This window comes from Fuerstiella marisgermanici, assembly GCF_001983935.1.
GTDB classification, from domain to species: Bacteria; Planctomycetota; Planctomycetia; order Planctomycetales; family Planctomycetaceae; genus Fuerstiella; species Fuerstiella marisgermanici.
In genome coordinates this window covers 3,358,459-3,381,190 of sequence record NZ_CP017641.1, presented here as the reverse complement: position 1 = coordinate 3,381,190, position 22,732 = coordinate 3,358,459, and the positions used below count along the sequence as shown (strand labels likewise).

Below are 22,732 nucleotides of genomic sequence, written 5' to 3'. Positions count from 1 at the left end.
GTTTTCGCGGGATGCAGGGAACAGACTTTTACGAACAGATTTTGGGACTGACGGCGCCGTGGTTTGTGGCGGACGTTCAGCTGGATATGGAAGCTCAACAGGTCGACGTTTTCGTCGAACATGGCGAGGGCGAAACTTTTTGCTGTCCGGATTGCGACAGGCAGCTGCCGTGCTATGACCACACGAAGTCTCGCAAATGGCGGCATCTGGACACGATGCAATTTGCGACCATCCTTCATGCCCGCACGCCTCGCGTGAAGTGCCCGGATCATGGCGTCAAACAGATCAGGCTTCCCTGGGCGGAAAAGAACAGCCGCTTCTCATTGTTCTTTGAACGCTTCGCCATCGACGTTCTTCTGGCCACACAAACCGTGAAAGGGGCGTGCAGCATTCTGGGGATCTCATGGGATGAATCGTGGCACATTCTGCAGAAGGCGGTGGCTCGCGGGAAGGATCGCAAACAATCGAAGAACCTCCCTCGAATCGGCATCGACGAGAAAGCCTTTCGAAAACGACACAACTACGTCACGCTGATCTATGACTTGGACAAGAGCACTGTCGAAGCGATTTCCGATGGTCATGACACGGCAGCCGCTGATGCCTGTTTCGATCAGCTTTCCGACAGTGAAAAGCAGTCTGTGGAGGCGGTTGCGATGGACATGAGTGCCGCATACGTCAAGAGCACCAAAGGCAACATTGCATTGGCCGAACAGAAGATTGTGCACGACCGCTTTCACATCATGAAGCTGGCAACCGAAGCCGTCGACAAGGTCCGTCGGTCGGAGCAGAAGAAGCTTCGCGCCGAAGGCGATGATCGATTGACGGGAACTCGGTATCTGTGGCTTTCAGGCCAGGAGAATCTCAGCGAAAAACAGCAGGAACGCTTTGATGCCGCATGGAAGGCAGAGTTACTCACGGGCAAAGCGTGGGCCTACAAGGAGATGCTGCGAGACCTCTGGGTTCATGACACTCCGGCAGAGGCCACGACGTTCTTCAATGACTGGTACAAGCGAGTCATCCACACAAAGCTGGAGCCAATGAAGAAAGTCGCTCGCACGATCAAAGAACGCTTAGCCAATGTGGTGAGCTACTGCACTCACGGAATCACAAACGCCGTCGCCGAAGGAATGAACAGCAAAATCATGGCCATCAAACGAAGAGTCGGCGGATACCGAAACCGCGACAACTTCAAAACCGCCATCCTCTTCTACTGCGGAGGACTCGACCTCTACCCACAATAATCCCGGATGGACCTCAAAACTTCACCGACTACTGGCTCAACCTAAGACATATCCGTCGCGATGAACCAGACATTCGGCTGCATCCTGAATATCGCTTCGATGACTACCTGATTGAATCCGCAGAACGCGAAACTCGCACATTCTTCAATGCGATGATTCGTGACAACCTGCCGGCCAGCGTGTTCGTCGATGCGGACTTTGCCTACGTGAATGATCGACTGACGCGACATTACGGCCTGGAACGAGTCTCAGGTTCCGAACTGCAGAAAGTCACTTTGCCCGAAGACAGCCCTTATTGCGGACTGTTAACGCAGGCGGCAATTCTAAAGGTCACTTCCAACGGAACTTCAACGTCGCCCGTCATCCGTGGTGCGTGGATCATGGAACGGCTGCTCGGCCAGGCGCCGCCTCCTCCACCGGCCAGCGTTCCCGCCGTCGAACCTGACATCCGTGGTGCAAAAACGATTCGCGAACTGCTGGCCTTGCACACGAATTCAGTATCCTGCGCCGGATGCCATGCGAGGTTCGATCCGGTTGCACTGGCTTTGGAAAACTTTGATATCCTCGGCGGCTGGCGAACGCATTATCGAAGCCTTGAAGCTGGAGAGCGGGTCACGGGAATCGACCGCGCCGGTCACGACTTCGCCTACGCGCGTTCCGAAGCCGTCGATGCCAGCGGCCAGTTGCTGGACGGACGCAGATTTCAAAACATCCACGAATTGAAGGCTATTCTTGCGGTCGATCCACGCCCACTGGCGCGGAACCTTTTGCATCAGTTCACTGTTTATGCAACCGGAACGCCGGTGCGATTTGCAGATCGCAAAGTGATCGAATCAATTCTCGATCAGTGCGAAGGGAATCGCTATCGCACAAGGGACTTGCTTCACGCGCTAGTACGAAGTTCGATCTTCCTTGGAACGCAAGACAATCCATGATACGTCCCCAACAACTTAATCGCCGTCGATTGCTTCGCGGTGCCGGAGTTACGCTTGCGCTGCCGCTGCTAAGTAGTTTGCGGTCGGCCTGTGGCAATGAACCGGAAACCAATCCGCCACGGCGGATGCTGCTGATTTCGAATAATCTTGGTGTGTTGCCAAAACCGTTCTTCCCCGAGGATACCGGACGCGATTATCAGCTTTCCCCTTACCTTGCTGAACTGTCGACATTTCGGAACGCCTTCACCGTCCTCAGCGGTCTCTCGCATCCCGACGTCGATGGCGGGCACAGTACGGAAAACTGTTTTCTGACAGCGGCCCGCGGTCCGACCAAGAGCGGCTTCCGCAACACAATTTCGCTCGATCAGTTCGCGGCTGAGCAACTGGGTCCGGTAACTCGCTTCCCGACACTGAATCTTGGCGTGAACATCGACAAAGCCAATCGCAGCCTGTCGTGGACACGCGATGGTGTTTTGTTGCCGGCTGAAGATCGTGCGTCGGCGTTGTTTCGAAAGATGTTCGTTCAGGGTGACGCGGCTGCGGTTCAGCGACAACTGCATCACCTGGGCGAACGCGGAAGTATTCTCGACACACTCCTGGATGATACTCGGCAGTTTCGTCGCAAGATCAGCCGCGATGATCAATCAAGACTCGATCAGTACCTGACGTCCGTTCGGGAGATGGAAGAACGCCTGCATTCGGCTCGCCAGTGGGAACTGCGTCCCAAGCCAAAGACTGATCAACCGGTACCCGACGACATTCGCGACAACAAACTGTTCTTCGAAAAGTTTGACCTGATGCTGTCAATGGCGAGGTTGGCGCTGGAATCGGATTCGACGCGCATTGTCACATTGATGGTCGACGCGTTTGCGACTCCCGTCTTCAAGCTGCATTCCGATCAAAGCACAACCGATGGCTACCACAATCTCAGTCATCACGGGCAGGCTGACAACAAAGTTCAGCAACTCGAAGACGCCGACCGTCAGCAGATGGCTTTGCTTGGCAAACTGTTGGGCCAACTAGCAGAAACGAAAGACGGAACGGATCGACTACTCGACCGTACCATGGTGTTATTCGGAAGTAACATGGGCGATGCAAATACGCACGACAACACCAACCTTCCAATCCTGCTCGCCGGCGGCGGTTTCAAACATGGTCAGCACCTCGCCTTCAGACACGACCGCAATAAACCTCTGTGCAACCTCTTCGTAACGATGTTGCAGCAAATGGGCATCGAAACCGACGCCTTCAGTAGCAGTTCAGGAAGCATGTCCGAACTCGAACGCGTTTAACGTTGCTGGTCGGACGGGACTCAGCTGAAATCGCAGAACACCAAACATCTATTGCCCGGAAAGGCCGTTGCACCATGTGATTGACATCTCGCGCGAGGTGTCAAGACACACCTTGGCGTTGACGCAATTCTCCATCACACCGGCAAATTTCAGCGACTCCGTTTTACCTGACCTTCTTCGAAGCGCTTGTGGGCTATTCGTGAAAATTCACAGCAATCTATTTGTGCTGGACGGCATTGACCATCGACCGATACTTTGACGGCGTCGTGTCGCGATACTTCCTGAATGTGCGGTTGAAGGTTGTCAATTCGTTAAAGCCACATGCAAAGGCGATTTCCGTAATGCTCATTTCGCTGGTCACCAATAACTGGCAAGCACGGCTGATGCGAACGTCGGCAACGAATTCTTGAAATGACATACCGGTGTGCGACTTAAAAAATCGGCTGAAGCCACTACCGCTCATGTGAACGACTTCGGCGGCCGCATCGCGTGTGAGTTCTTCGTTTACGTGATCATTAATGAAGTCGCAGGCGCGGCGAAGCCGTGCAACGTCAAGCTGCGCAGCGACTGGTTGGTAGCCTGTACTGCAGATTGTTTTCAGGTCGCGTGACTCAGCCATCATGTGCAAAAGTTCCAGCAGACTAATAATGCGGGGCAAGCCCTTCATCGTCGCAAGCTGCGCGATCCGCTGTGCCAGTTGATATTTGAGTTCACCTTCGGCTTGCAGGCCCTGCGAAGCTCTTGTCAGCAGCAATCGGACATCGCATAGCTCGGGACGGTCCAGCCAGTCGCTCCCAAGTACCGCAGCATCAAAGTGAACCACGTTGGCTTTGATGTGACCAGCAGCACACGATTCGTATCGCCAGACATGGGGCAAGTTGGAGCCAAGCAAAATAACTTCACCATGCTCAATTTCGCACAGCCGATCACCGATCAATCTTTGGCCTCGTCCGGCTTCCACATGGCAAAGCTGTAGCTCTGGGTGAAAATGCCACGAGCAGCCCGCATAGCTTTCATCGATCGCAATCACTCGGATCGATTCGTCAGCGCGTTGAGGTGATGCGAAGGGCTGCGGGATGTTCTTCATGATGAGCAGTATTGTTCAATTGAACGGAATGTCTGGTCGCGCTCGATAAGCCGAGTGCAATGACAATTTTACCCGATCTCTCCGCAAATCGCGCTGCGTTTATCCCTGCAGGTCACCGGATGCCCAAAAGCTGCAACGTACTGCCCGGATGTATTGTACCAGGTGGCTATCATTGACCTCGGTGGCGTATTCCTAAGTTGCAGACGATCTCGACTAAGATCGCCTGCTGTTGTGAGACACTGATTGGGAGTGGTTGACGATGAGAATCTGTCTTTCTTTGTTAGCAGTTTGTTGCACGTGCAGTGTTTCTTTTGCTGAGGACGGCAAGCCGCAGAGTAATTCAGACGCTGTCGAATTCACGCCGCTCTTCGACGGGACGACGCTTGATGGGTGGGAAGGCGATAGTCGATTCTGGCGAGCAGAAAACGGCGTGCTCATCGGCCAGACAACCAAAGACGTCACAACCAAGAAGAACACGTTTCTTGTGATGGCAAAAAAGGAGTACGGCGACTTCGAGCTGCGGTTTTCGTATCGCGTGAACGGCGGAAATTCTGGAGTGCAATACCGCAGCCAGTTGGTGAGTAAGTGGGTGGTCAAAGGATTGCAGGCAGACTTTGAAGACAAGATACATGACGGCAAAGACAGGTTCTCTGGCATGTTCTTTGAAGAAAACGGCCGGATGTTTTTGGGCCAGCGAGGCGACGTCGTGGTCGTTCGCACCAACAAAGAGAATTCAAAGAACCCACACATCGAAAAAATTGCGACCGTTGGCTCAAACGAAGCTCTTGAAAAGCATATCCGTCGTGATGACTGGAACGACTACATTGTGATCGCGAAAGGAAACGTCTCCATGCACATCATCAACGGGCACGTGATGTCCGTCGGCATTGATGAAGACGAACAGAACGCAAAAAAGTCCGGGTTGATTGCATGGCAGTTGCACGCTGGGCCGCCATTGAAAATTGAAATGAAGAACATACGGATTCGGGAGTTGAAGTAGCGGGTCTATCGATTATCACCTGATGGTTCGTTGATTTGAATGTTTCGACGGCAAGCCTTACGTCCTTAAAGAAGCAGATATGTCTCGTCTTATTGTTCTTGCATCGCTCGCTTTGCTTCCTGCGGCTGCCGTCGCCCAGTCACCAATGTCTCCGCCGGGGGAAATTGGCCTGTCGTCTGAGAAGTTGCAGAGCATTACGGCCTACCTGCAGCGTGAAGTCGACGATGGTCGGGTTGCCGGTGCCGTTGCGGCGGTTTCTCGACATGGTCGAGTTGCCTACCTGCAGGCCGTCGGCCAGAGTGATCTGGCTTCCGATAAGCCGTTGCAAACGGATTCGCTGTTCCGGATCGCCTCAATGACAAAGGCAATCACGAGCGCGGCGGTTATGAGTCTGATCGAAGACGGTGAACTCTCACTGGACGATCCGCTCCCTAAATACTTGCCTGAGTTCTCAACTCCGCGATTATTGCAAGACGTTGATGCCGCAACCACGGTTGAGGATCGTTCACAAGTATCGGTACCTACGATTCATGACTTGCTAACGCATCGTTCGGGGCTGACCTACGGCTGGTTCGGTCCAAAGAATCTGGACGCCATCTATGAGCAACACGAGATTCCCAACTTGTTTGAACCAACGTCGGAAACGATGGGAGATCGAGTCCAGCGAATTGCGAAAGTGCCACTCAAATTCCATCCCGGAACGGCGTGGGACTACGGCGTGTCCACCGACGTGCTGGGCCGCGTCGTCGAAGTCGTATCGGGCCTCACGCTGGATCAGTTCTTCCGCGAGCGGTTCTTTCGTCCATTGAAAATGCGTGATACGTATTTTTATGTCCCGGCGGACAAGCAGTCTCGGGTGGCTGGACTGTTCACCACTGGCGAGGACAAAATGTTGCAGCCTGTTGGCTCAGAACCGGTGCGATCTGGCTTTTTCAGATTCTCTGCCGACTACTGCATCCTGCCTGGCCGATTCTATTCCGGCGGGGGGGGATTAGTTTCCACAGCGTCCGACTACATGCGTTTCCTGCATATGCTATTGCGAGGTGGAGAACTCGACGGCGTTCGAGTACTCAAGCGCGAAACGGTTGCGATGATGACTCAAAACCAGATCGGGGAGATGAAGATTTACCTTCCCGGGCACGGCGACGGATTCGGATTCGGGTTTGGTATCGTCACTGATCGTGGCGCAGGCACAGACGAAATGTCCGCCGGTAGTTTTTCCTGGGGCGGCATTTTCAATACGTACTTCTGGGTCGATCCGCAGGAAGAACTTGTCGGCGTCCTGATGACACAACTGTTCCCCAATGATCATCTCACAATCCGTGATGGCTTTCGAAAATTGGTGTACGAGGCGATTGATGAATCAGGTTTTGAGCGTCTGTATCGGTACCAGGCTGGTAACGAACACGCCAATCCGAGCTTCAATAACCGACAGCTGCGAGTAAACGGTGCTGAAGTCTCGACGCACCCCAGGTTTGCGTCGCGCAATGAACCTCGATCAAGCGGAATGGCTCGCATCAAAATCGAAGAAGATCTGCGAAAGATTCGGCGAGCGGATCTGGATTTGGAGATCTGGGGTGGGCATCCCGGGACGGAAAATAAGCGAGTCACTGTGAACGGCCGCAGCACGTATCTGTTTCCTGAAGTTGGATCGGCAAAGCACAATTGCACACATCAGTATCCGTCGTTCAATCTCCGCCCTATGGATCTGGTGAACGGTTATAACTCTCTGCAGTTCGCATGCGACACCGGCGACACGTTCTGGGGCCACTACATCGTTGATCGGGCGACATTGCGAATTGGGCTGCCAAAAGATGATAAACAGTTAGTCGAGGCGGGTCTGGGCGACTTTGATGCACGCCTTCGCGTGATTCCGTTGGATGGTGACGGCGAAGGTTTTGCATTGCATTTGGATGTTGCCGAATCGTTCCGCGATCATATCGCCAATGTGAAATATGAGGCCCGGTATTTTGGCTACGATGCAGATGGTGACGGATGGCGCACCGACTGGCAGAGCAACCTGGTGTCCTCCAACCAGCACCGGATGATTCAAAACGGTGACGGTTGGTCGACGACTTTCTCAACAGCCATGCTGCCTGCACAAAACCGAGTCACTTTTTGTGCAATCGTTGAACTTAAGGATGCTGCCAATCTTCGATATCGCACGCCGACGAGCGGCAGCTTCTCCATTGAGCCACGTGATAACGAGAAGGTTCGTCTTTTTACTTCTGACGACCTTCCGCATCCGTTTTGGTCGCGGGACAACCAGGCAAAGGAATGCACTATCGACATTGATGTTGATCCGAGTGAAATCACGTCCGCCGAACTGAATGTTGTCACCTGGACTGGCGGCGCTGGGGAAGTTAGTGAGTACTTTACATTGAATGGGAAACACTTCCCGGTCGCAGAGGGCAGCGACCACAAAACAGTTTACTCGCGTATCGCCGTTGATCCAAAGCTATTGCGTCGCGGAAAGAACAAGATCGTTTTGCGATCCGACACCACGCATCACGGTATTGAGGTCATGCTGCCTGGACCTGCGTTGATGATCAGATATCGCAGCCAGGCCGTTGCCACGGCTGGTGAGCAAAATTCCGTGGAACCTGCCGAGCAACTCTCAATCGACGATGTTGAACTCCATTCGCTGAATTGCTACCGCATCAAAACACCAGCCGCGACGTACTACCTGGATAAGGTTGGAGCTGGCCTGGCCAGCATGATTGATCGCGATGGCAAGGACTGGCTCAGTTTTCATTCGAAACGCGGTTCCGGTGCCGCGGGTGAGTACCGAGGTTTTCCAAATGCTGTGTTTAAGGAAGCGGGCAGTTACTTTCATGCTCGCAATTCGGGCACAGATCCATGTGTGACGAAAGTCATTCAAAGGGCGCATGACCGGATTGTCATTTCAGCGGAATCGGACAACGGCTTATGGGCAGGCCGTTACACGTTTACACCGACCGCCTGTACTTTCACGATGACAAAGAAGCCTGACGGACATAACTATTGGGTACTGTACGAAGGCACGCCCGGCGGACAGTACGACGATTCCGACTGGTGGATGACCGCCGCAGACAAGAAGAAACGCCCGATGGCGGAGAAACATGACGCCGATCTGACTGAAACGGCTGGTACCGAGTGGATTGCATTCGGCGATGAGAATTCCGAGCGGATGTTGGTGCTAAGTCATGCGGAAGGTGATTCTCACCCGGATCATTTCTACCAAATGGATAAACAGATGACCGTGTTTGGGTTCGGGAGATCCGGTATGCAGAAGCACCTGAACACAGTTCCGCAGAGCTTTACGATTGGCTTTGTGGAATCGACGCAGCACTCCGCTGTCGGTCCGTTTGTGGAAAAGAACAGCGGCACGATTTCCGCTGCCACAGCCGCCGCCGACTCCGTAAAGACCGCCAACCTTGTGTCGTTCGCTTTGACTCAAAAAGGAGACGCCGCAGCCGGCGCAAAACTATTCACTGATCAGCGGACCAAGTGTTCCGTTTGCCATCGCATTGACAAAAAAGGTGGGCAAGTGGGCCCCGACCTGACCAGCGTCGGGAACAAATACGACCGCCCGCATTTGATCGATGCGCTGCTGTACCCGTCACGACAAATTGGCTACGGATACGAAACAACGACCGTGCTCACCAGCGATGGTAAAGCCACGAGCGGTGTCGCCCGGGAAAGCGACAACACTCACATCACGTTGCTGGATTCGAACAACAAACGCATCCGCATCGCCAAAGCAGACATCGAAGAAACGAAAGTCTCGAAGACGTCGATCATGCCAGCGGGATTGCAGAAGTCTCTAAGCCGCCAGGAATTCGTCGATCTTGTCACCTATCTTGAAACACTGGGCCGAGGCAGCGGCAAGCCGGGCAGTGGAGTCTCCGGGCCACTAAAACTGGCCGACGGTTTCCAGTTGACAACGATTGCGACCGGACTTTCCGGTGCTGTCGCGATGGAGGTCGCACCGGACGGTCGCATTTTCATATGCGAACAGGGCGGAACGCTGCGTATCATCAAGGATGGTACTGAGATCGCCGCATCCGCAAGCGATGACCGCTCGGTCGGAATCAGTGGCTTGCTACCGCAACCCTTCGTCACAGTTCCCGTCGAAATGAACTGGGAACGCGGACTCATCGGCGTAACAGTGTCGCCAAAATTCCCGACTGATCCGTACGTCTACGTCGTCTATGTCACGGATAAACCGCACACGCACCATCGTATCAGCCGGTTCCGCGCGGACGGCGATGTGGCTGTCCCTGGAAGTGAAGAGATCCTGTTTCGCGGCGATGACCAAAGCAAGTTTGGTGGCAAAGTGCCGGCCGGCCATCAGGGCGGAGGCATTCACTTTGGCTCGGACGGAAAGCTGTATGTGGGCCTTGGCGAACAAACGGCCGGAGAGCCCTCGCAACGGATGGATGCGTTTCAGGGAAAAATCCTGCGACTGAATTCGGATGGTTCCATTCCGAAAGACAACCCATTCATCAACAAAACCCAAGGCAGGTATCAAGCCATTTGGGCAATGGGGTGCCGTAATCCGTTTACCTTCGGCTTCAGTGAATCGGGTGTGATGTTCATCAACGACGTCGGCGGTAAGTTTGAAGAAATCAACCGAGGCATTGCCGGAGCGAACTATGGCTGGCCCGATATCGACCACGGCCCGACTGATCAGGAAGGCATCACTGGTCCAATTCACATCTATCCGCAGAGTTCCATTAACGGCGGTGACTTTTGTAGCTCTTCAAGCAACTGGCCCGAGCAGTATCGCAGTAAATACTTTTTTGCAGACTTCGTTCGGGGATGGGTGAAGTACATCGATCCCGAGTCACCTGAGAAATCTCACGATTTACTGGCCGGCGTTCGTCGTCCTGTGGACATTCGGTTTGGCGTAGACGGCAGCCTGTACGTCTTACTGCGCAACGCATGGGTGGTGGACAAGAAGTTTCAAGGCGGCACCGGAGCGCTGCTAAAGGTGTCTCGTAAATAGGTGTCTCATGGAAACGGCGTTCCATTATGCTCACGCCGTTCATAGTGGAAGCCCGTTCAATTGCTCAACCACGGTCGCATATGATCAACGAGCGGTCTGAAGCATCTTGAAGTTGCTGACGGTCGCCCAGCGATTGGAGTTCGCTTCGCCCAAGTAGAATTGCAGACTGACTTTTGGTGGAGGCGTTGCTGAATCGGCCGGAAGGTTGGTGGTCCCAAGCTCTGTCCAGTCCGTCGCGCCGGGCTTGCGATAGAAACCGCGAAGTTTCAAGCCTTCCACTACGAAACGTAGCTGTACCGTTTTGTCGGGATAGGGGACGATAGCGATGGTGCGAGTGCGATCGCCGGATTCGTGCCCCACCACGATGTTAGTTTTGCCATGTTCCAGTTCCAACCCAATCTTCACCCCCATCGAATCGCTGTAGTACCAAACCAGATTCGTTTGTTCCCAGCGCTTCTTCGGGTGCTGTTCCAGTTGGACGCTGACGTCGGCCGATTCCTGCCACGCATCGGGAATCGGGTGCAGCAGGACATTCTTCGCATTGTTGTCCTTGCCCCACACGTTGCCCGGTTCGATCAGCACCTGCAGACCTCGGTTGGTTAGCTTCCATCCGTCCCTGTTGTCACGCAGCCATCGCCATTCTTTTCGCATCGAGCCTTTGAGGCTATCTACAATCGGTTCAACTTGCCGATGCGTTGCCGTGATGTCCCGAATACTTTTCCCTTCAATGCCGTCGATCAACGGCAAGCGTTCCAGCCAGGTGTGTTCCTTGATCTGTTCGGGGTGAGCTCGACCAATAAGGCTCCCCGTGATGCGAATCGCGGGGCCAGCCGCTTTCATCTTGATCGTCACCGGCCCGTCAGTTCGCAACGACAACGCGCCGAATTTGGTGAGATCGACTTCAAGCGTCCCGCCGAACTCATACGTGCCCGCCGGAATAACAAAGTTGCCCTTTGATTGCTCCAATAACTTCGCGAGTCGAACTTGATCCGTCGCAGAGAGAGCGCCTTTAATCGCTGCGGCTGTCGTCGGTTACTGTTGGGCATTCGATTGTTCGCTGGAGATGGCAAATACTGAAATTGCCACCAGAATGAAGAGGCTTCTCATTTCGAACTGTCCGTGGTGGCTATCAATGGGTTCGCTGATTGGCTGGTCGATTCGTCGCCACATCGTTGTTGGTGGGGTTGCCAAAGAACGGTGTGGCGCCGCAGTTTTCCGACATTCGTGTGCATCAGACGCTACTGTGCCAAAAAGACCACTTTCTTGCGCTCATTTTCGTCGTTGGAATGACACTAGTTTGATGACACGCAACAGTTTGCCCACTTGTGGAGCTCGATCACATCTCGCAGCTATCTAATAGTCAACTTGTTGAAGCTGCTCAGCAGGGAGACCTGGCCAGTTTTGGGCGATTGTACGAACGTCATTATCGAATGGCGGTTGGGATCGCACGAAGTCGGGTCATGGACGCCCATCTGGCGGAAGATGTCGCGCAGGAGGCTTTTTCAACCGCCTGCCAATCGCTGGCGAAGTTGCAGGACAAGAATCGGTTTCCACAGTGGTTGGCGACAATTTGTCGACGAACGGCATACCGGGTGGCGAACGGTCAACCGACACATGAGTCGCTATTGGCTGACTGTCAGGCACCCGCCAATGGTGCGAGCCTGAAGCAGGATGTTGCTGAAGCACTGGCACTTATTGACGGCACATCTCGAGAGATCGTTTTGCTGCACTACTTCAGCGGCTTGACTTACATCGAAATCGCCAACGTTCTCGAACTTACACCTCAAGCGATTCACGGCCGTCTTCAAAGGGCCCGCGCCAAGTTGTCTGTCATCCTTGCCCCGGACGAAGAGACAGCCGAAACAGCCATTCAAACTCGAAAGCCGAGGAAATTGAAATGACCGTACACGATGGAGAATGGGAAGAGCGTCTGCGTTCAAAACTCGGGACGCCCGCCGAACCCAACTTTAATGCGTGGTGTGACAACTACCCGGAAGCAGTGCGTGCTCTGCAGTGCAAGCCCACAATTCATTCACTGGCACGCGACGAAACCTCAACAAGACGGAGACCAATAGTGACCATCATGAAACTAACAACAGCCGCTTTGTTAATGACAGGGATTATGACCTGGCTGAATTACGGCGGAAATTCCCCGTCGTCAGTTTTGTTTGCCGAGGAGATTCCCGGTGTTGATCGCGTTCGTGAAATCAGTTGGGCAACCACCTTTTACACCCGCATTTCCAGCAAGGATGGAAAGGAAAGTTGGATTAAAAAAGAACGTCAACAGTGGGCGTATCGGCATCCGAATCAGTTGCGCGAAACAAGAATGAATTCTGCAGGCGAAGTCATTTCCATTCACATTACTGACTACAGCGTGAATCGAACATTGGAACTGCTAATGAAAGAGAAGAAGGCGATCCTAAAAACTTCCGACCACCACCACGACCCCCGAGGTCCGTTTGCATGGGTGGGTGACGAGTTGAGGAAGAGGAACCTGAATGACAGCACGCGAGTTAAGTCGATTTCGCTCGGAGGTGAGGCCGAAATTGACAACCTGAAAGCGAACGTTGTTCGCGTGGTCACGCAGGATGTTGAACGCGGAAAATCAAGTCAACACGAACTGTATCTTGACCGGAACACAAAGCAGCTGGTCGGCATCTGGGGGCCGAATGACCCTTCGTCTACCAGGGCGGAACTTGAAAGCCAGGTTCAGAAATCTGGAAAGGCGTGGTATCGCATTGAACCAATTGCGGCCTTAACGCATGAAATCAACCTTGCACCACGGTTGCAGAATGCGGATTTCAGCCTGGATGTTCCGCAGGGATTTGAACTTGAAACCATTGCACATCCTACTGTGACTGAAGAGGAAATGCTTGCATTTCTGAAGGCGGCGGTGCGTTTTCATGATGGTCAGTTTGCAGATTCTCCATTCGCGCTTTATGACGAAAAAAAGTTGAATCTGGAGTGGACTGCCGATGAGAACGCTCGTAGCAAGGAAGCAAATGCATTGATCGCGGTGATTGACAAGATCCGCTACCGGCAAATCTATCAACCTGCACTGAAACGCTTCATTAGTGACAACGTCGTGCCGGATAGTTTTCGCTACGTCGGCTCCGGCGTGAAATTCGGCCAGGCAGACAGTCTCGTTTGCTGGTATCAAACACGAATCGGCGAGACCTGGCGAGCCGTCTATGGAGACCTGGCAGTTCGAACCGTCACGGAAGATGACCTGCCCTTCGGTGTAACACAATAGAAACCGCTTCGCAGTGCAACGTCCTGGATTCCGGCCATCGCCATCGCTCCGCGTCACTTGCGAAGGTTGAGTGCAACAAACAGCGTCAGCGATCGACTGCGACAATGTCTCGGCTATCGCGGCGTTGTTGTTACCGTGACGGAAAAAACGACAATGTCACGGTCACGATCTTTTCCTTGAGCGATCACGTCACCGGCCTGGTCCGTAGCGTAACTTTGACCGCCATAAATCATGCCTTGCCATGGCCCTTGGCTGATGCAGCCAACAAGGTTAGTGCCGACAATTGGGCAACCGATCTTCTTCGCGGCGGATGCGATGGTGGCTTTCAGACTGAGCCCATGCTTGGGCCAATCCTGTTTGTTGGCAGCCCAGCCGTAGGGCACCAGCAAAAGTTCTGGTCGCTGTTGTTGCATCCGATCGACGACTGACGCCTCAAAGGTATCCGCACAAATCAGTAGTCCGATTCGACCAAATTTCGTCTCCACCGTCTTGACTTCACTGCCCCGAGTGTAAGGCGGCGACATTAGATGCGTGAGCGTGTTGATCTTGCGATGTTTGATAAGCAGTTTTCCGCCGTCATCAATCAAGACTGCAGCGTCGAAGGTCCGGTCGGCCTCCTTCTCTGCCAACCCAATCGATAGATACACCTTGTATCGTTTCGCCAACGCGGCGAGAGCTTCGAAGTCCTTACCCGGAATGGGCTGGGCAAGCGTATGAGCTTCCGGATTCACCCAGCCATAGAGCGATGTTTCCGGAAAGCAAACGATCTGAGCCCCCTGGTTCGCGGCATCAACGATTGCACTCTCAATGCGAACAAGATTGCCGTCGCGATCACTGTCAATGCAATGGATCTGCGCGATCGCGACCTTGATGTCATGAGTTTCGCCAAGGCAACTGCTCTGCACAAACAGGCATAACAACAGTGACGTGACCAATTTTGGCCAATGCGATACGAGATTTCTTATAGTCATCATAGGTGGCTATCCAATTACGCGGGCAAACGGATATCGGCTGCGGAGGTCCCATCCAGTTTTAACACTCGGAGTCTAATTTCTTTGGCGTCGGCTGTCCCATGAATCAGAGTGGCTGATGCAGGATTTGGTCCGCCGCCGATGAGTTGTGCGACGGGTTGATCGTCACGAATCGGCATCCAATGGTGCGTGTGGGTGTGCCCCGAAATCACCAACTTGATTCCGGCATCAATCAATGTTGGTGACCAAAGCTTTCGACACAGACTATGGCCCCCAAATACACCGGGCTTCTGCCGCCTGATCCACAACGGAATATGACAGAACAGAATCTTATGCGGCGCCGATTTGAACCAGTCTTCTTTCACGATCTGCTTGAGCCACTCGGCCTGTGCCTGCTGCATGTTTGCGTACGCCGCTGTGCCACCGAAGGCCTGGTGACTGTCCGCTTTGTCTTCGCCCGTATCCATAACCAACGCCGCAATCGGTCCACTGCGGAAGCCGTAGTAGAATTCATCGTTCTGCGAACCTGTGAATTCCGGCAACGACCATGCGGCGGGGCCACGGCATTCGTGGTTGCCACGCACGTAGGCGAGCGGCCTTTGGTCTGCGATTGCGAGGCCTGAAGGAGTCAGGAACTGTCCTGACATATCGCGCTCGAAGTGACAATCGTTGGATTGATCGCCATTCCACAGCAGGAAGTCCGGTTTCAGTTCCGTTGTCTGCTTCTGCAACGCTGCGATCGTTTCGTCGTTTTCGTGGGTGTCATTCCACACCGCGAAGCTTGTTGATTCTGCGGCCGGGTTCAGAGAATTGAATGCTCGTTCTGAACTCGTCTGAGGTTTTCCGGCCTGCATTACGCCGTGATAAAACTGTCGAACCTTTATCCAGCCAATCGTATGCGCGACGACGCGATAGCGAATCCGCTTCCCCGCCGGCAGCAAAGGCAAGCGAAACTTCAGCACATGCTCAGACATCGGACGCATGCCGGCGTGCAACGCTTCGACTCGGTTCCATTCCCCATCTTCAACGGCGTATTCCAGATGGCCGGTCGCTGTGCGTTGCAGCGGCTGAAGGATAAACACACAGTCTGATCCCGGCCCGGACACAACCGGCGGCCCCGCGAAGACTTCGCCGTCCAGAGACCCCGCCGTGCAAGTACCTTCCGGAACATCGGGCCGCGGATCTTTGGTGTAGTCAGAATAATCCTGTGCGGAAGCGACAGACGCACCAGCACCGATCACAATCGGTGACGCTGCGAGGAATTGCCTTCGGTCCATTTGCTCGACTTTCACATTGCGGGAAGGATGTACTTGTCCGGAATCTGGAAAAGATGAGGTGCGGTCCCGTTCCATTCACTTGATCCAGCGCGGGTAAGGAAGGCTACTGGCTTTCTAAGCAATTGAGACGCCCGCAGTTGTTTGGTTCTCTGAATCCAGATGGAAACAGAAGGGGCAAGCCGAGTCTACCTTGCCCGCCAGTCTGTTCACAGTTGCAGAGAGCAGCATATCCACCTCAGACGGGCCTCGGCGAAGCCGCCTATCGCCGTGCCGGTGACGGTATCCACATTGCGCCGAATGTTGGAATGGGCAAGCCGCGTTCGTGGGCGCCGATGTCTGGGGCTTTGCCGGTATAGCCGTCGTTGAAGTTCGGTAACTCTACGCCAGCGTCGACGCCGGGACTTGATGCGGACAGCACGAACGGCAGTTTAGTTTCTGAACGGTCCGCAAGTGGGGCATAGGTCGGAACGCCAGGAATTCCATGTTGCTCGTGCGACGAAATCAGCAGCCGCCCGTTGTAGAGATCGTAGTCGTAGTCTCCCGACGGATCGTTGGTTCGGTCGTTGAATGGTCCACCGCGTGCCGACGTGTGAAAGATGTTGTTGCGGCTGACAGTGTTACTCATCGCACCGCCGTGCCCCATCCCGATTTGTGCTCCCAGAGTGTTTCGAAATCCCTGCGGTGGCTTTGGCTGCAGCAGAGTGTTGTGAAACAGATAGATCCTGCCACCACCCATTCGGTCGCTGGTCTTCAGAAACCCGCCGCGCTTCATGTTGTCTGAGTCAGCTCCATGACTTTGGCGTGTCTCGCCAGCGACGTTACGCCAAATGTAAAGCGGACCGACGGATGTGGTTGCCGTGGCGACGTGAACCATTGTCTTGTCGGTGTGATTTCCCCAAATCCGGACGTTGCAGTTGGCACCTTCGGATTCGATAGCGTCGTCCCAGCAATGGCTCAGCCGGTTGCCATAGATGTCTGAATCGCAGTTGGGAAACCCTTTGGTACTGTAGTTTTCGGCAGCGCCAAAAATGTCGTTGAACTGGTGGTCGTCGTCGGAATAGACCGTGTTGTGGCGGATGACATGATTGCCCAGGCTCTCGGCAAAAAAGATTGCTTGCGGTCCGATGGGGTGGTGGTTCGCAGGATCACGCTGCGTGGGACGGTGTTCGGTCCAATTGTTGGAGTCACCTCGCGGATGATGGATTTGGTTATTCTGAACGATGATTCTCGTGGCGGATCGGCTGCGTGAGAACACGGCGGAGTCACAATTGCGGCCCCAACCATCCGCTTCAATTCGCCCCCAACCACTGATGTCGCAATCTTCGATGACAATGTCATGAACGTCGCCAACAAGTTCGATGGCATGAGTTGCCGCATTCCGCAAGTTGAGGCCGCGAATGATAATGTGGGAGGCGTCTTCAATGCGGATGCAGTTCGCGGCCTGGTTTCTGACATCAATCGTTGCCGAGGGGTCTTTGCCCGGTTGAAAAACGAGGTAACCGTCGGCGGAACCGGAATCGCGAATGACCAGCGGATGTTGTGATTCGGCTGGGACGGTGCGCGTTTCGCCGACTGAAAACTTCTCAGACCAGGTTTCGAAAGTCGTCCGCGAAGTCTCTGATCCTGCGCGGAGCTCAACTTCGTAGGACGTTCCGGGCTTTAAGTGAACAATGCTGCCGCGGTACTCACCGCCCCTTTCATGCTCACGCCCGTCAAACCACAGTGGGAAACCGGTTTTCCATTATGCTGCGGACAATTCACGGTACCGCACGTCGCATTTGACATCGTCCGCGCCGCCGGATGCTTTCCAATACAGACCCGCGCATTCAAAGGTGGGCACAACTCGGATTTCTGCCGCATCAGTCGGCAGCGTAGCCAAAGCAAGGACTGCAGCGAAGAATTTCACCAAGGGCATAGATAGAGTCCGTCGAATACGCAGATCATCAACACAATTAGTTGGCTTGTTCGCTGTGTCGGCTAAACGAAACCGAGTGAGCAACTTCGCGAAGAAACGATTCGTCGCCCTCTTTGATACCACGCGGCGTATACTCGATTTGACGAGCGTCATTGCCGGTGAGAGCTTCGTACCAGACGAGTCCGGCCAGATAGCAGCCAGCGATGTTGGCGTGTTTGAAGTCGATGCGTAGTTTTGGTTGTTCGCCTTTTGTGTCCCAGTACCAGCCGACGACGAGTGAGTTTGATTGGTCGGGAAGCTGGGGATGAACAGGGTTGTCGAAGTCGTAGCCTGGGTCTGGCACCACGACTCTGCGTCCTTCCGTCGTGCGATATTTATTGAATGCCGAACCGACGGGAATGAACTTCGCGTCGAATTTCTTTGCGACGCGGCCGTAGGCGTTTACGATGCCAGCGTGCATTTCTGCCTGAGTCATCCCCCACTTTTTCAACAGGTCGGAATCCGGCCGGTAGGCCCAGGTTTCGTGAATGAGCAACTCGGCATTTGGTGCGAGTTCGCGAATGATGGCGACCAGTTCGTCGATGTGGGGGTGGTATGTCTCAGGCTTAAAACTGAGGGCACTCATCTGCTGAACCGTGACGTAGTCCCATTCATCGGCGACCAGATATTCCTGTAGGCTCAGCTTGCTGCGTTTCGATCCGACGACGCGCGTGTACGGTTTGTTGGCAGGGTCCGTGGCCGATTGCTTCGCCAAAGCCGCGTGCCGTTCCAACGTGCAGCCGCCCAGATTGGCGGTGCCGATCACCATGTCGACTCCGCCGTCCGCCGCAATCTGCTTCAGATACTTGCGCGCGTTCCCGGCGAAGCTGTTGCCAATCGTGAGTACTCGCACAGTTCGCTTCGGCGCCGTTGCTGCTGCGTTGTCGCCTCGAAGTTGTTTTGCCAGAAACGCCAGCATGGTGTCGGCCGACCGTTCGTAATAGTGGCCGAGATTGTGTTTGGTGTCGTCGAGCGTCACGACCTTGTGCGGAATCTCATGCGGCTTGAGTATCTTGTTCAGCGGAGCGAACGCTTCGGGGCGGTCCTGATCTCCGTTGATTGTCAGCAAGGCAAATTTGTTTGACTTCAGTTTCTTGGCACTGGTCCTGGCTGCAGGAAGCAACGGGCTGTCTTCACCGCTGCCACGCCACGAAAGAGCGCCGCCCCAGCTGCCAGCCGCACAAAACAGTTCCGGATGCAGAATCGACAGCCGCACGGAACCCGCCCCGCCCATGGAAAATCCGGCGAGTGCTCGCCCGGATGCTTCTGCTTTGGTTCGGTAGTCGCGATCGATCAGCGGAATCAGTTCGTCAATGATCATCGATTCGACTTCTCCGCGATAACCGCTCATCCCGCCGTTCGGGAACACACAAATCGCTTCCGGAAATGCGCCATTGCGAATGCCGCTGGCGACGAGCGATGAGAACCCACCGGAATCCGAAGCTTCAGTGCCGCCGGCCCCATGCAGGAAGTACACGACCGGATAGCGAACCTCTTCGTCTGCGTCGTACTTCGGAGGCGTCCAGACGGCGTACCCAACATCATGACCGAGCGACTTGCTGGCCAGCACTTTGTGCTCCAGCCCCTTGACGTTTGCGATCTTCGGGTTCACCCAGCTGATTTTGCGTTGCGAACGCTGAGCACATGCATCGGGCAATGACGAGGCGGCAAGCAATAGAACAATCAGAAATGTAATATGTCGCACGGTTCGTTTCCTATTGGTTCTTCGAAAACACATTCCGCTGCAGTTACGGTCGTAAGAATCAGTGTCCGCCAGAATCGGGAGCACTGTCTGGCCATTCCGTGACGTCATTGGCGGCCTTGTGCAGCAGGCTATCGATGTCTCGGCCGAGATGTCCTGATGACGGACTGACTCGCGAGTTCAGCAATGCCACAAAGTTCTTGCCGTCATGTCGGCGGATAAGAATCGTCGCGGTGCCGTTGAGTGAACCCGTGTGCCAGTGATTGAGTTTTCCACCGTCAACGACGCGATTGATCCAGCCGAGCGAATAGAACTTATCTTCAGGTGTACCGTCTTCTTTGTGCCCCGCCAAGCCCGGCGGTCGTTCGTACATCAGTTTGATGCTCTCTGCGGAAAGTAGTTTGCAGTGCTGAGGGTCGTCGAAGGCCGCGGCGAATTTGGCGAGGTCCGTTGCTGACGCAATCCAGCCGCCGTGTGAATCCATTGCCTCCAAATGCCACGCACCGTATTGCCACGGGACTTCCTGACCCAGAGTCTTCTGAAACACAGACTTGCCTTTGCCGGGCTGATAGTAGCGTACTTCGTTCTTCGCTCGGCCTTGCAAGTGCGTGGCTCCGATTCGCATCGTGGTGATGCCGATTGGGGCGAGCACGTTTTCTTTCACGTAGTCTTCATAGGATTGGTGGGTCAGTTTTTCGATGACTCGACCCAACAAACAGTAGCCGAAATTGGAATACGCGTAACGTTCGCCCGGATCGAAATCGAGTTTCTGCGAGAACATTGCTTTGATGATGGTCGCCTGATCAGCGGGAGCGTCAGTGCCGACTTGTTTGGCGAAGTCGATCGGTTTGAACATCGCGTCGAAGGACTTGCCACGGTCCCAGCCTCCGCGATGCTGCAACAAATGCCGAATGGAGATGTCCTCCCAGCGAGGATCGAATGCGTCGCCCGCCGCCTTGATGTCATCGCTATGATTTAGCACCGAAAGAATTTTGTCGTCGAGTTTCAGCTGGCCTTTTTCGACCAATTGCAAAATCGCCACTGCCGTAATCGGCTTCGAGATGCTCGCAATCCGGAAGAGACTTTCGGGATCAACCTGTTCGCGAGTCGCGACGTCGGCGTAACCGTAACCGCGAGCGAACACAACCTTGCCCTGATCTGTGACGGCGACGGAAGCGCCGGGAACTCGGTGCTCTTGCATGAAGTCATGCATATGCCTGTCGTAGCTGGCAAACGCTGCGACGTCCTCGCCCGATTTTACATTGTGCGGAGCCGTCTCCCGTTTGTAACCAGGGCCACGGAGAATTCGGCCCGGGCGAGCGTCTGTTTGTTTGCCGTCCTTCAGCACACTCACCCCGTTCACGATCACGTGCTTCATGCCTTCCGACACGGCGTGAGGATTCACGAAGTCGGCGTGGTCCGTTAGCTGGTCGTAGTCAAACGCGATGACGTCAGCCGCAAGTCCGACGGAAATGCGGCCTCGATCGTAGGCCAACACATCGTTTGCGGCCGCAGCACTGGCCTGAGCGACCGCTCGTTCCAACGAGATTGCTCCGAGATCCCGGACATACTTTGACAGCATTCGTGGAAACGCCCCGAAGGCTCGCGGGTGCGACGCAGAACGACTTCCTCCCGCAGGCCCAACGTCTGTGCAGAACGAAACAAAGTCCTGCTGCATGGCCAGAATCTTGTTGGCGTCGGTCATCGTTTCAGGCAGCGCGAACGCTCCGGCTTTGACCAACTTGAAAAACACATCCCACGGATCTTCATCAGTCGCCTTTGCGATCGCAGCGACCGACTGACCATCAAGCTCCTTATAGTCAGCAACGTTGCTGCGCCCGATGATGATTCGATTCCAATCGTGACCGGCGTGACGAAACCAGTTCTCCCAGCCGGCGGTGGTTTCCATCTCTGTGCGAATTTCCGCTCGCAGGTCCGCATCGTCTAAACGGCGACGAAGCTTGTCGTACCCTTCACCAAAATGCCGAGGGTGGATCAGTGCAGCGATGCCAAGACCATTGTTGACGTAAGGATAGATGTCCGCTGTCACCTGTTCACCCGCGGCTCGAGCGGCTTTGATTTTGGCGATCGCGAGCTGCATCTTGCCCCAGTTCTGTCGACCGGCGGCTTTCAGGTGAAAGATATGAACGGGCGTTTTTCCCTGGCGACCGATCTCAAGTGCTTCATCAATCGCCTCCAGCAGCTTGTCGCCCTCGTTTCGCATATGAGTGTAATAGCGGCCGCCATATTCACCGGCGGCCGCGGCGAGGGCCGCGATTTCTTCGGTTTCTGCGTAGACGGCGGGTGGGTAAATCAACGCGGTTGAAACGCCAATGGCGCCGGCTTCCATTCCTTCTCGCACAAGGTCCTGCATCTTTGTGAGTTCGTCAGCAGACGGACGTCTGTCGGCGTCACCGAAGACGATGCGTCTCACCTGAGTATGCCCCACGGTCTGAACAACATTGACCGGCAGCCCCTTGGATTCGACCAGAGTGAAGTACTCGGCCATGGTCGTATAGCCTTTGTGCTTTCCCTCATCATTACTAAGCGGAGCGGCCGAACCGCCTTCACCCGCGTTGATCGTGGTGATCCCCTGAGTCAGCAGGTTGATGGCCGTTTTGGGATCTTCGACCATCGGCGAAGCCGTTTGTCCCATCATGTCGATGAAACCGGGAGCCACGATCAACCCGGTGGCATCGATGACCTGTTCGCCGTCTTCGGCAGCGATGTGTCCGATCCGAACAATCTTCGCATCGTCAATACCGACATCTGCCACATACCAAGGCGCGCCTGTGCCATCGACGATCCTGCCGCCACAAATAACGATGTCCAGCTTGTCCGCTGCCGTCGACGTTGACGCGGCAAGCAATACAGCCGTAATGACAAAGAACTGCAGTTTCATGGGAAGCTTTCATAGTAGCCGTCACGCTCCGCCGTGACGAAATGCAATTCGCAGACGGACTTAACTCGGTTCAGGTACGACGGATGATTGGAAGGTGTGTTGGAGGGAATAATTGTTGGGGCGGTTTG

Annotated in this window: 15 protein-coding genes and 1 pseudogene; 8 read left to right on the top strand and 8 right to left on the bottom strand. The window is 54.5% G+C overall.

Features of this window, described 5'->3' with window-relative positions; genetic code table 11:
* The first annotated feature begins 11 nt into the window (after window positions 1-11).
* The 3 genes from Fuma_RS12750 to Fuma_RS12740 are packed head-to-tail and all read left to right on the top strand — an operon-like array spanning window position 12 to window position 3,468.
* Complete coding sequence (locus Fuma_RS12750; protein ID WP_077024479.1) at window positions 12-1,241, top strand: ISL3 family transposase; 1,230 nt, start codon at window positions 12-14, stop codon at window positions 1,239-1,241.
* Window positions 1,169-2,176, top strand: coding sequence for a DUF1588 domain-containing protein (locus tag Fuma_RS12745; protein WP_083732005.1), 1,008 nt, complete (start codon window positions 1,169-1,171; stop codon window positions 2,174-2,176). The genes Fuma_RS12750 and Fuma_RS12745 overlap by 73 nt, the downstream gene beginning before the upstream one ends.
* On the top strand, window positions 2,173-3,468 hold the full coding sequence (locus Fuma_RS12740) for a DUF1552 domain-containing protein (protein ID WP_077024477.1): 1,296 nt from the start codon (window positions 2,173-2,175) through the stop codon (window positions 3,466-3,468). The genes Fuma_RS12745 and Fuma_RS12740 overlap by 4 nt, the downstream gene beginning before the upstream one ends.
* Window positions 3,469-3,685: 217 nt before the next feature.
* On the opposite strand, the gene Fuma_RS12735 is transcribed toward Fuma_RS12740, so the two are convergent.
* Window positions 3,686-4,555: a helix-turn-helix transcriptional regulator gene (locus Fuma_RS12735; protein WP_077024476.1), complete on the bottom strand. Its 870-nt coding sequence runs from the start codon at window positions 4,553-4,555 to the stop codon at window positions 3,686-3,688.
* Between the two features lie 259 nt (window positions 4,556-4,814).
* Here Fuma_RS12735 and Fuma_RS12730 point away from each other — a divergent pair, with 259 nt between their 5' ends.
* The 3 genes and pseudogenes from Fuma_RS12730 to Fuma_RS36835 all read left to right on the top strand — a co-directional run bounded on the left by Fuma_RS12730 (window position 4,815) and on the right by Fuma_RS36835 (window position 10,545).
* Complete coding sequence (locus Fuma_RS12730; RefSeq protein WP_083732004.1) at window positions 4,815-5,555, top strand: 3-keto-disaccharide hydrolase; 741 nt, start codon at window positions 4,815-4,817, stop codon at window positions 5,553-5,555.
* Between the two features lie 79 nt (window positions 5,556-5,634).
* Window positions 5,635-9,393, top strand: a pseudogene (locus tag Fuma_RS12725) (serine hydrolase); the annotation flags it as partial.
* Between the two features lie 171 nt (window positions 9,394-9,564).
* Complete coding sequence (locus Fuma_RS36835) at window positions 9,565-10,545, top strand: PQQ-dependent sugar dehydrogenase (protein WP_414655207.1); 981 nt, start codon at window positions 9,565-9,567, stop codon at window positions 10,543-10,545.
* 84 nt (window positions 10,546-10,629) lie between these two features.
* Here the strand turns inward: Fuma_RS36835 and Fuma_RS12720 are convergent, their stop codons facing one another.
* Window positions 10,630-11,511, bottom strand: coding sequence for a beta-xylosidase family glycoside hydrolase (locus Fuma_RS12720; protein ID WP_077024473.1), 882 nt, complete (start codon window positions 11,509-11,511; stop codon window positions 10,630-10,632).
* Between the two features lie 359 nt (window positions 11,512-11,870).
* Between Fuma_RS12720 and Fuma_RS12715 the strand changes: the two genes are divergently transcribed.
* Together Fuma_RS12715 and Fuma_RS12710 are read left to right on the top strand one after the other, a co-directional pair.
* Window positions 11,871-12,446, top strand: a complete 576-nt coding sequence (locus tag Fuma_RS12715) for an RNA polymerase sigma factor (RefSeq protein WP_077024472.1) — start codon at window positions 11,871-11,873, stop codon at window positions 12,444-12,446.
* Window positions 12,443-13,798, top strand: a complete 1,356-nt coding sequence (locus Fuma_RS12710) for a hypothetical protein (RefSeq protein ID WP_077024471.1) — start codon at window positions 12,443-12,445, stop codon at window positions 13,796-13,798. The genes Fuma_RS12715 and Fuma_RS12710 overlap by 4 nt, the downstream gene beginning before the upstream one ends.
* A gap of 113 nt (window positions 13,799-13,911) precedes the next feature.
* Here Fuma_RS12710 and Fuma_RS12705 read toward each other — a convergent pair whose 3' ends face one another.
* The 6 genes from Fuma_RS12705 to Fuma_RS12680 form a co-directional block, all read right to left on the bottom strand.
* On the bottom strand, window positions 13,912-14,772 hold the full coding sequence (locus Fuma_RS12705; RefSeq protein ID WP_218922429.1) for a carbon-nitrogen hydrolase family protein: 861 nt from the start codon (window positions 14,770-14,772) through the stop codon (window positions 13,912-13,914).
* A 14-nt stretch (window positions 14,773-14,786) separates the two neighbouring features.
* Window positions 14,787-16,046: a metallophosphoesterase family protein gene (locus Fuma_RS12700; protein WP_077024470.1), complete on the bottom strand. Its 1,260-nt coding sequence runs from the start codon at window positions 16,044-16,046 to the stop codon at window positions 14,787-14,789.
* Between the two features lie 259 nt (window positions 16,047-16,305).
* Window positions 16,306-17,430, bottom strand: coding sequence for a hypothetical protein (locus Fuma_RS12695; RefSeq protein ID WP_077024469.1), 1,125 nt, complete (start codon window positions 17,428-17,430; stop codon window positions 16,306-16,308).
* Window positions 17,431-17,787: 357 nt separating this feature from the next.
* Window positions 17,788-17,961 (bottom strand): hypothetical protein, encoded by a 174-nt coding sequence (locus Fuma_RS35270; protein WP_158520961.1) that lies wholly within the window; start codon window positions 17,959-17,961, stop codon window positions 17,788-17,790.
* A gap of 37 nt (window positions 17,962-17,998) precedes the next feature.
* Window positions 17,999-19,705: a DUF4886 domain-containing protein gene (locus tag Fuma_RS35265; RefSeq protein WP_077024467.1), complete on the bottom strand. Its 1,707-nt coding sequence runs from the start codon at window positions 19,703-19,705 to the stop codon at window positions 17,999-18,001.
* A 58-nt stretch (window positions 19,706-19,763) separates the two neighbouring features.
* Window positions 19,764-22,604: a serine hydrolase gene (locus Fuma_RS12680; protein ID WP_077024466.1), complete on the bottom strand. Its 2,841-nt coding sequence runs from the start codon at window positions 22,602-22,604 to the stop codon at window positions 19,764-19,766.
* Between the last annotated feature and the right edge of the window lie 128 nt (window positions 22,605-22,732).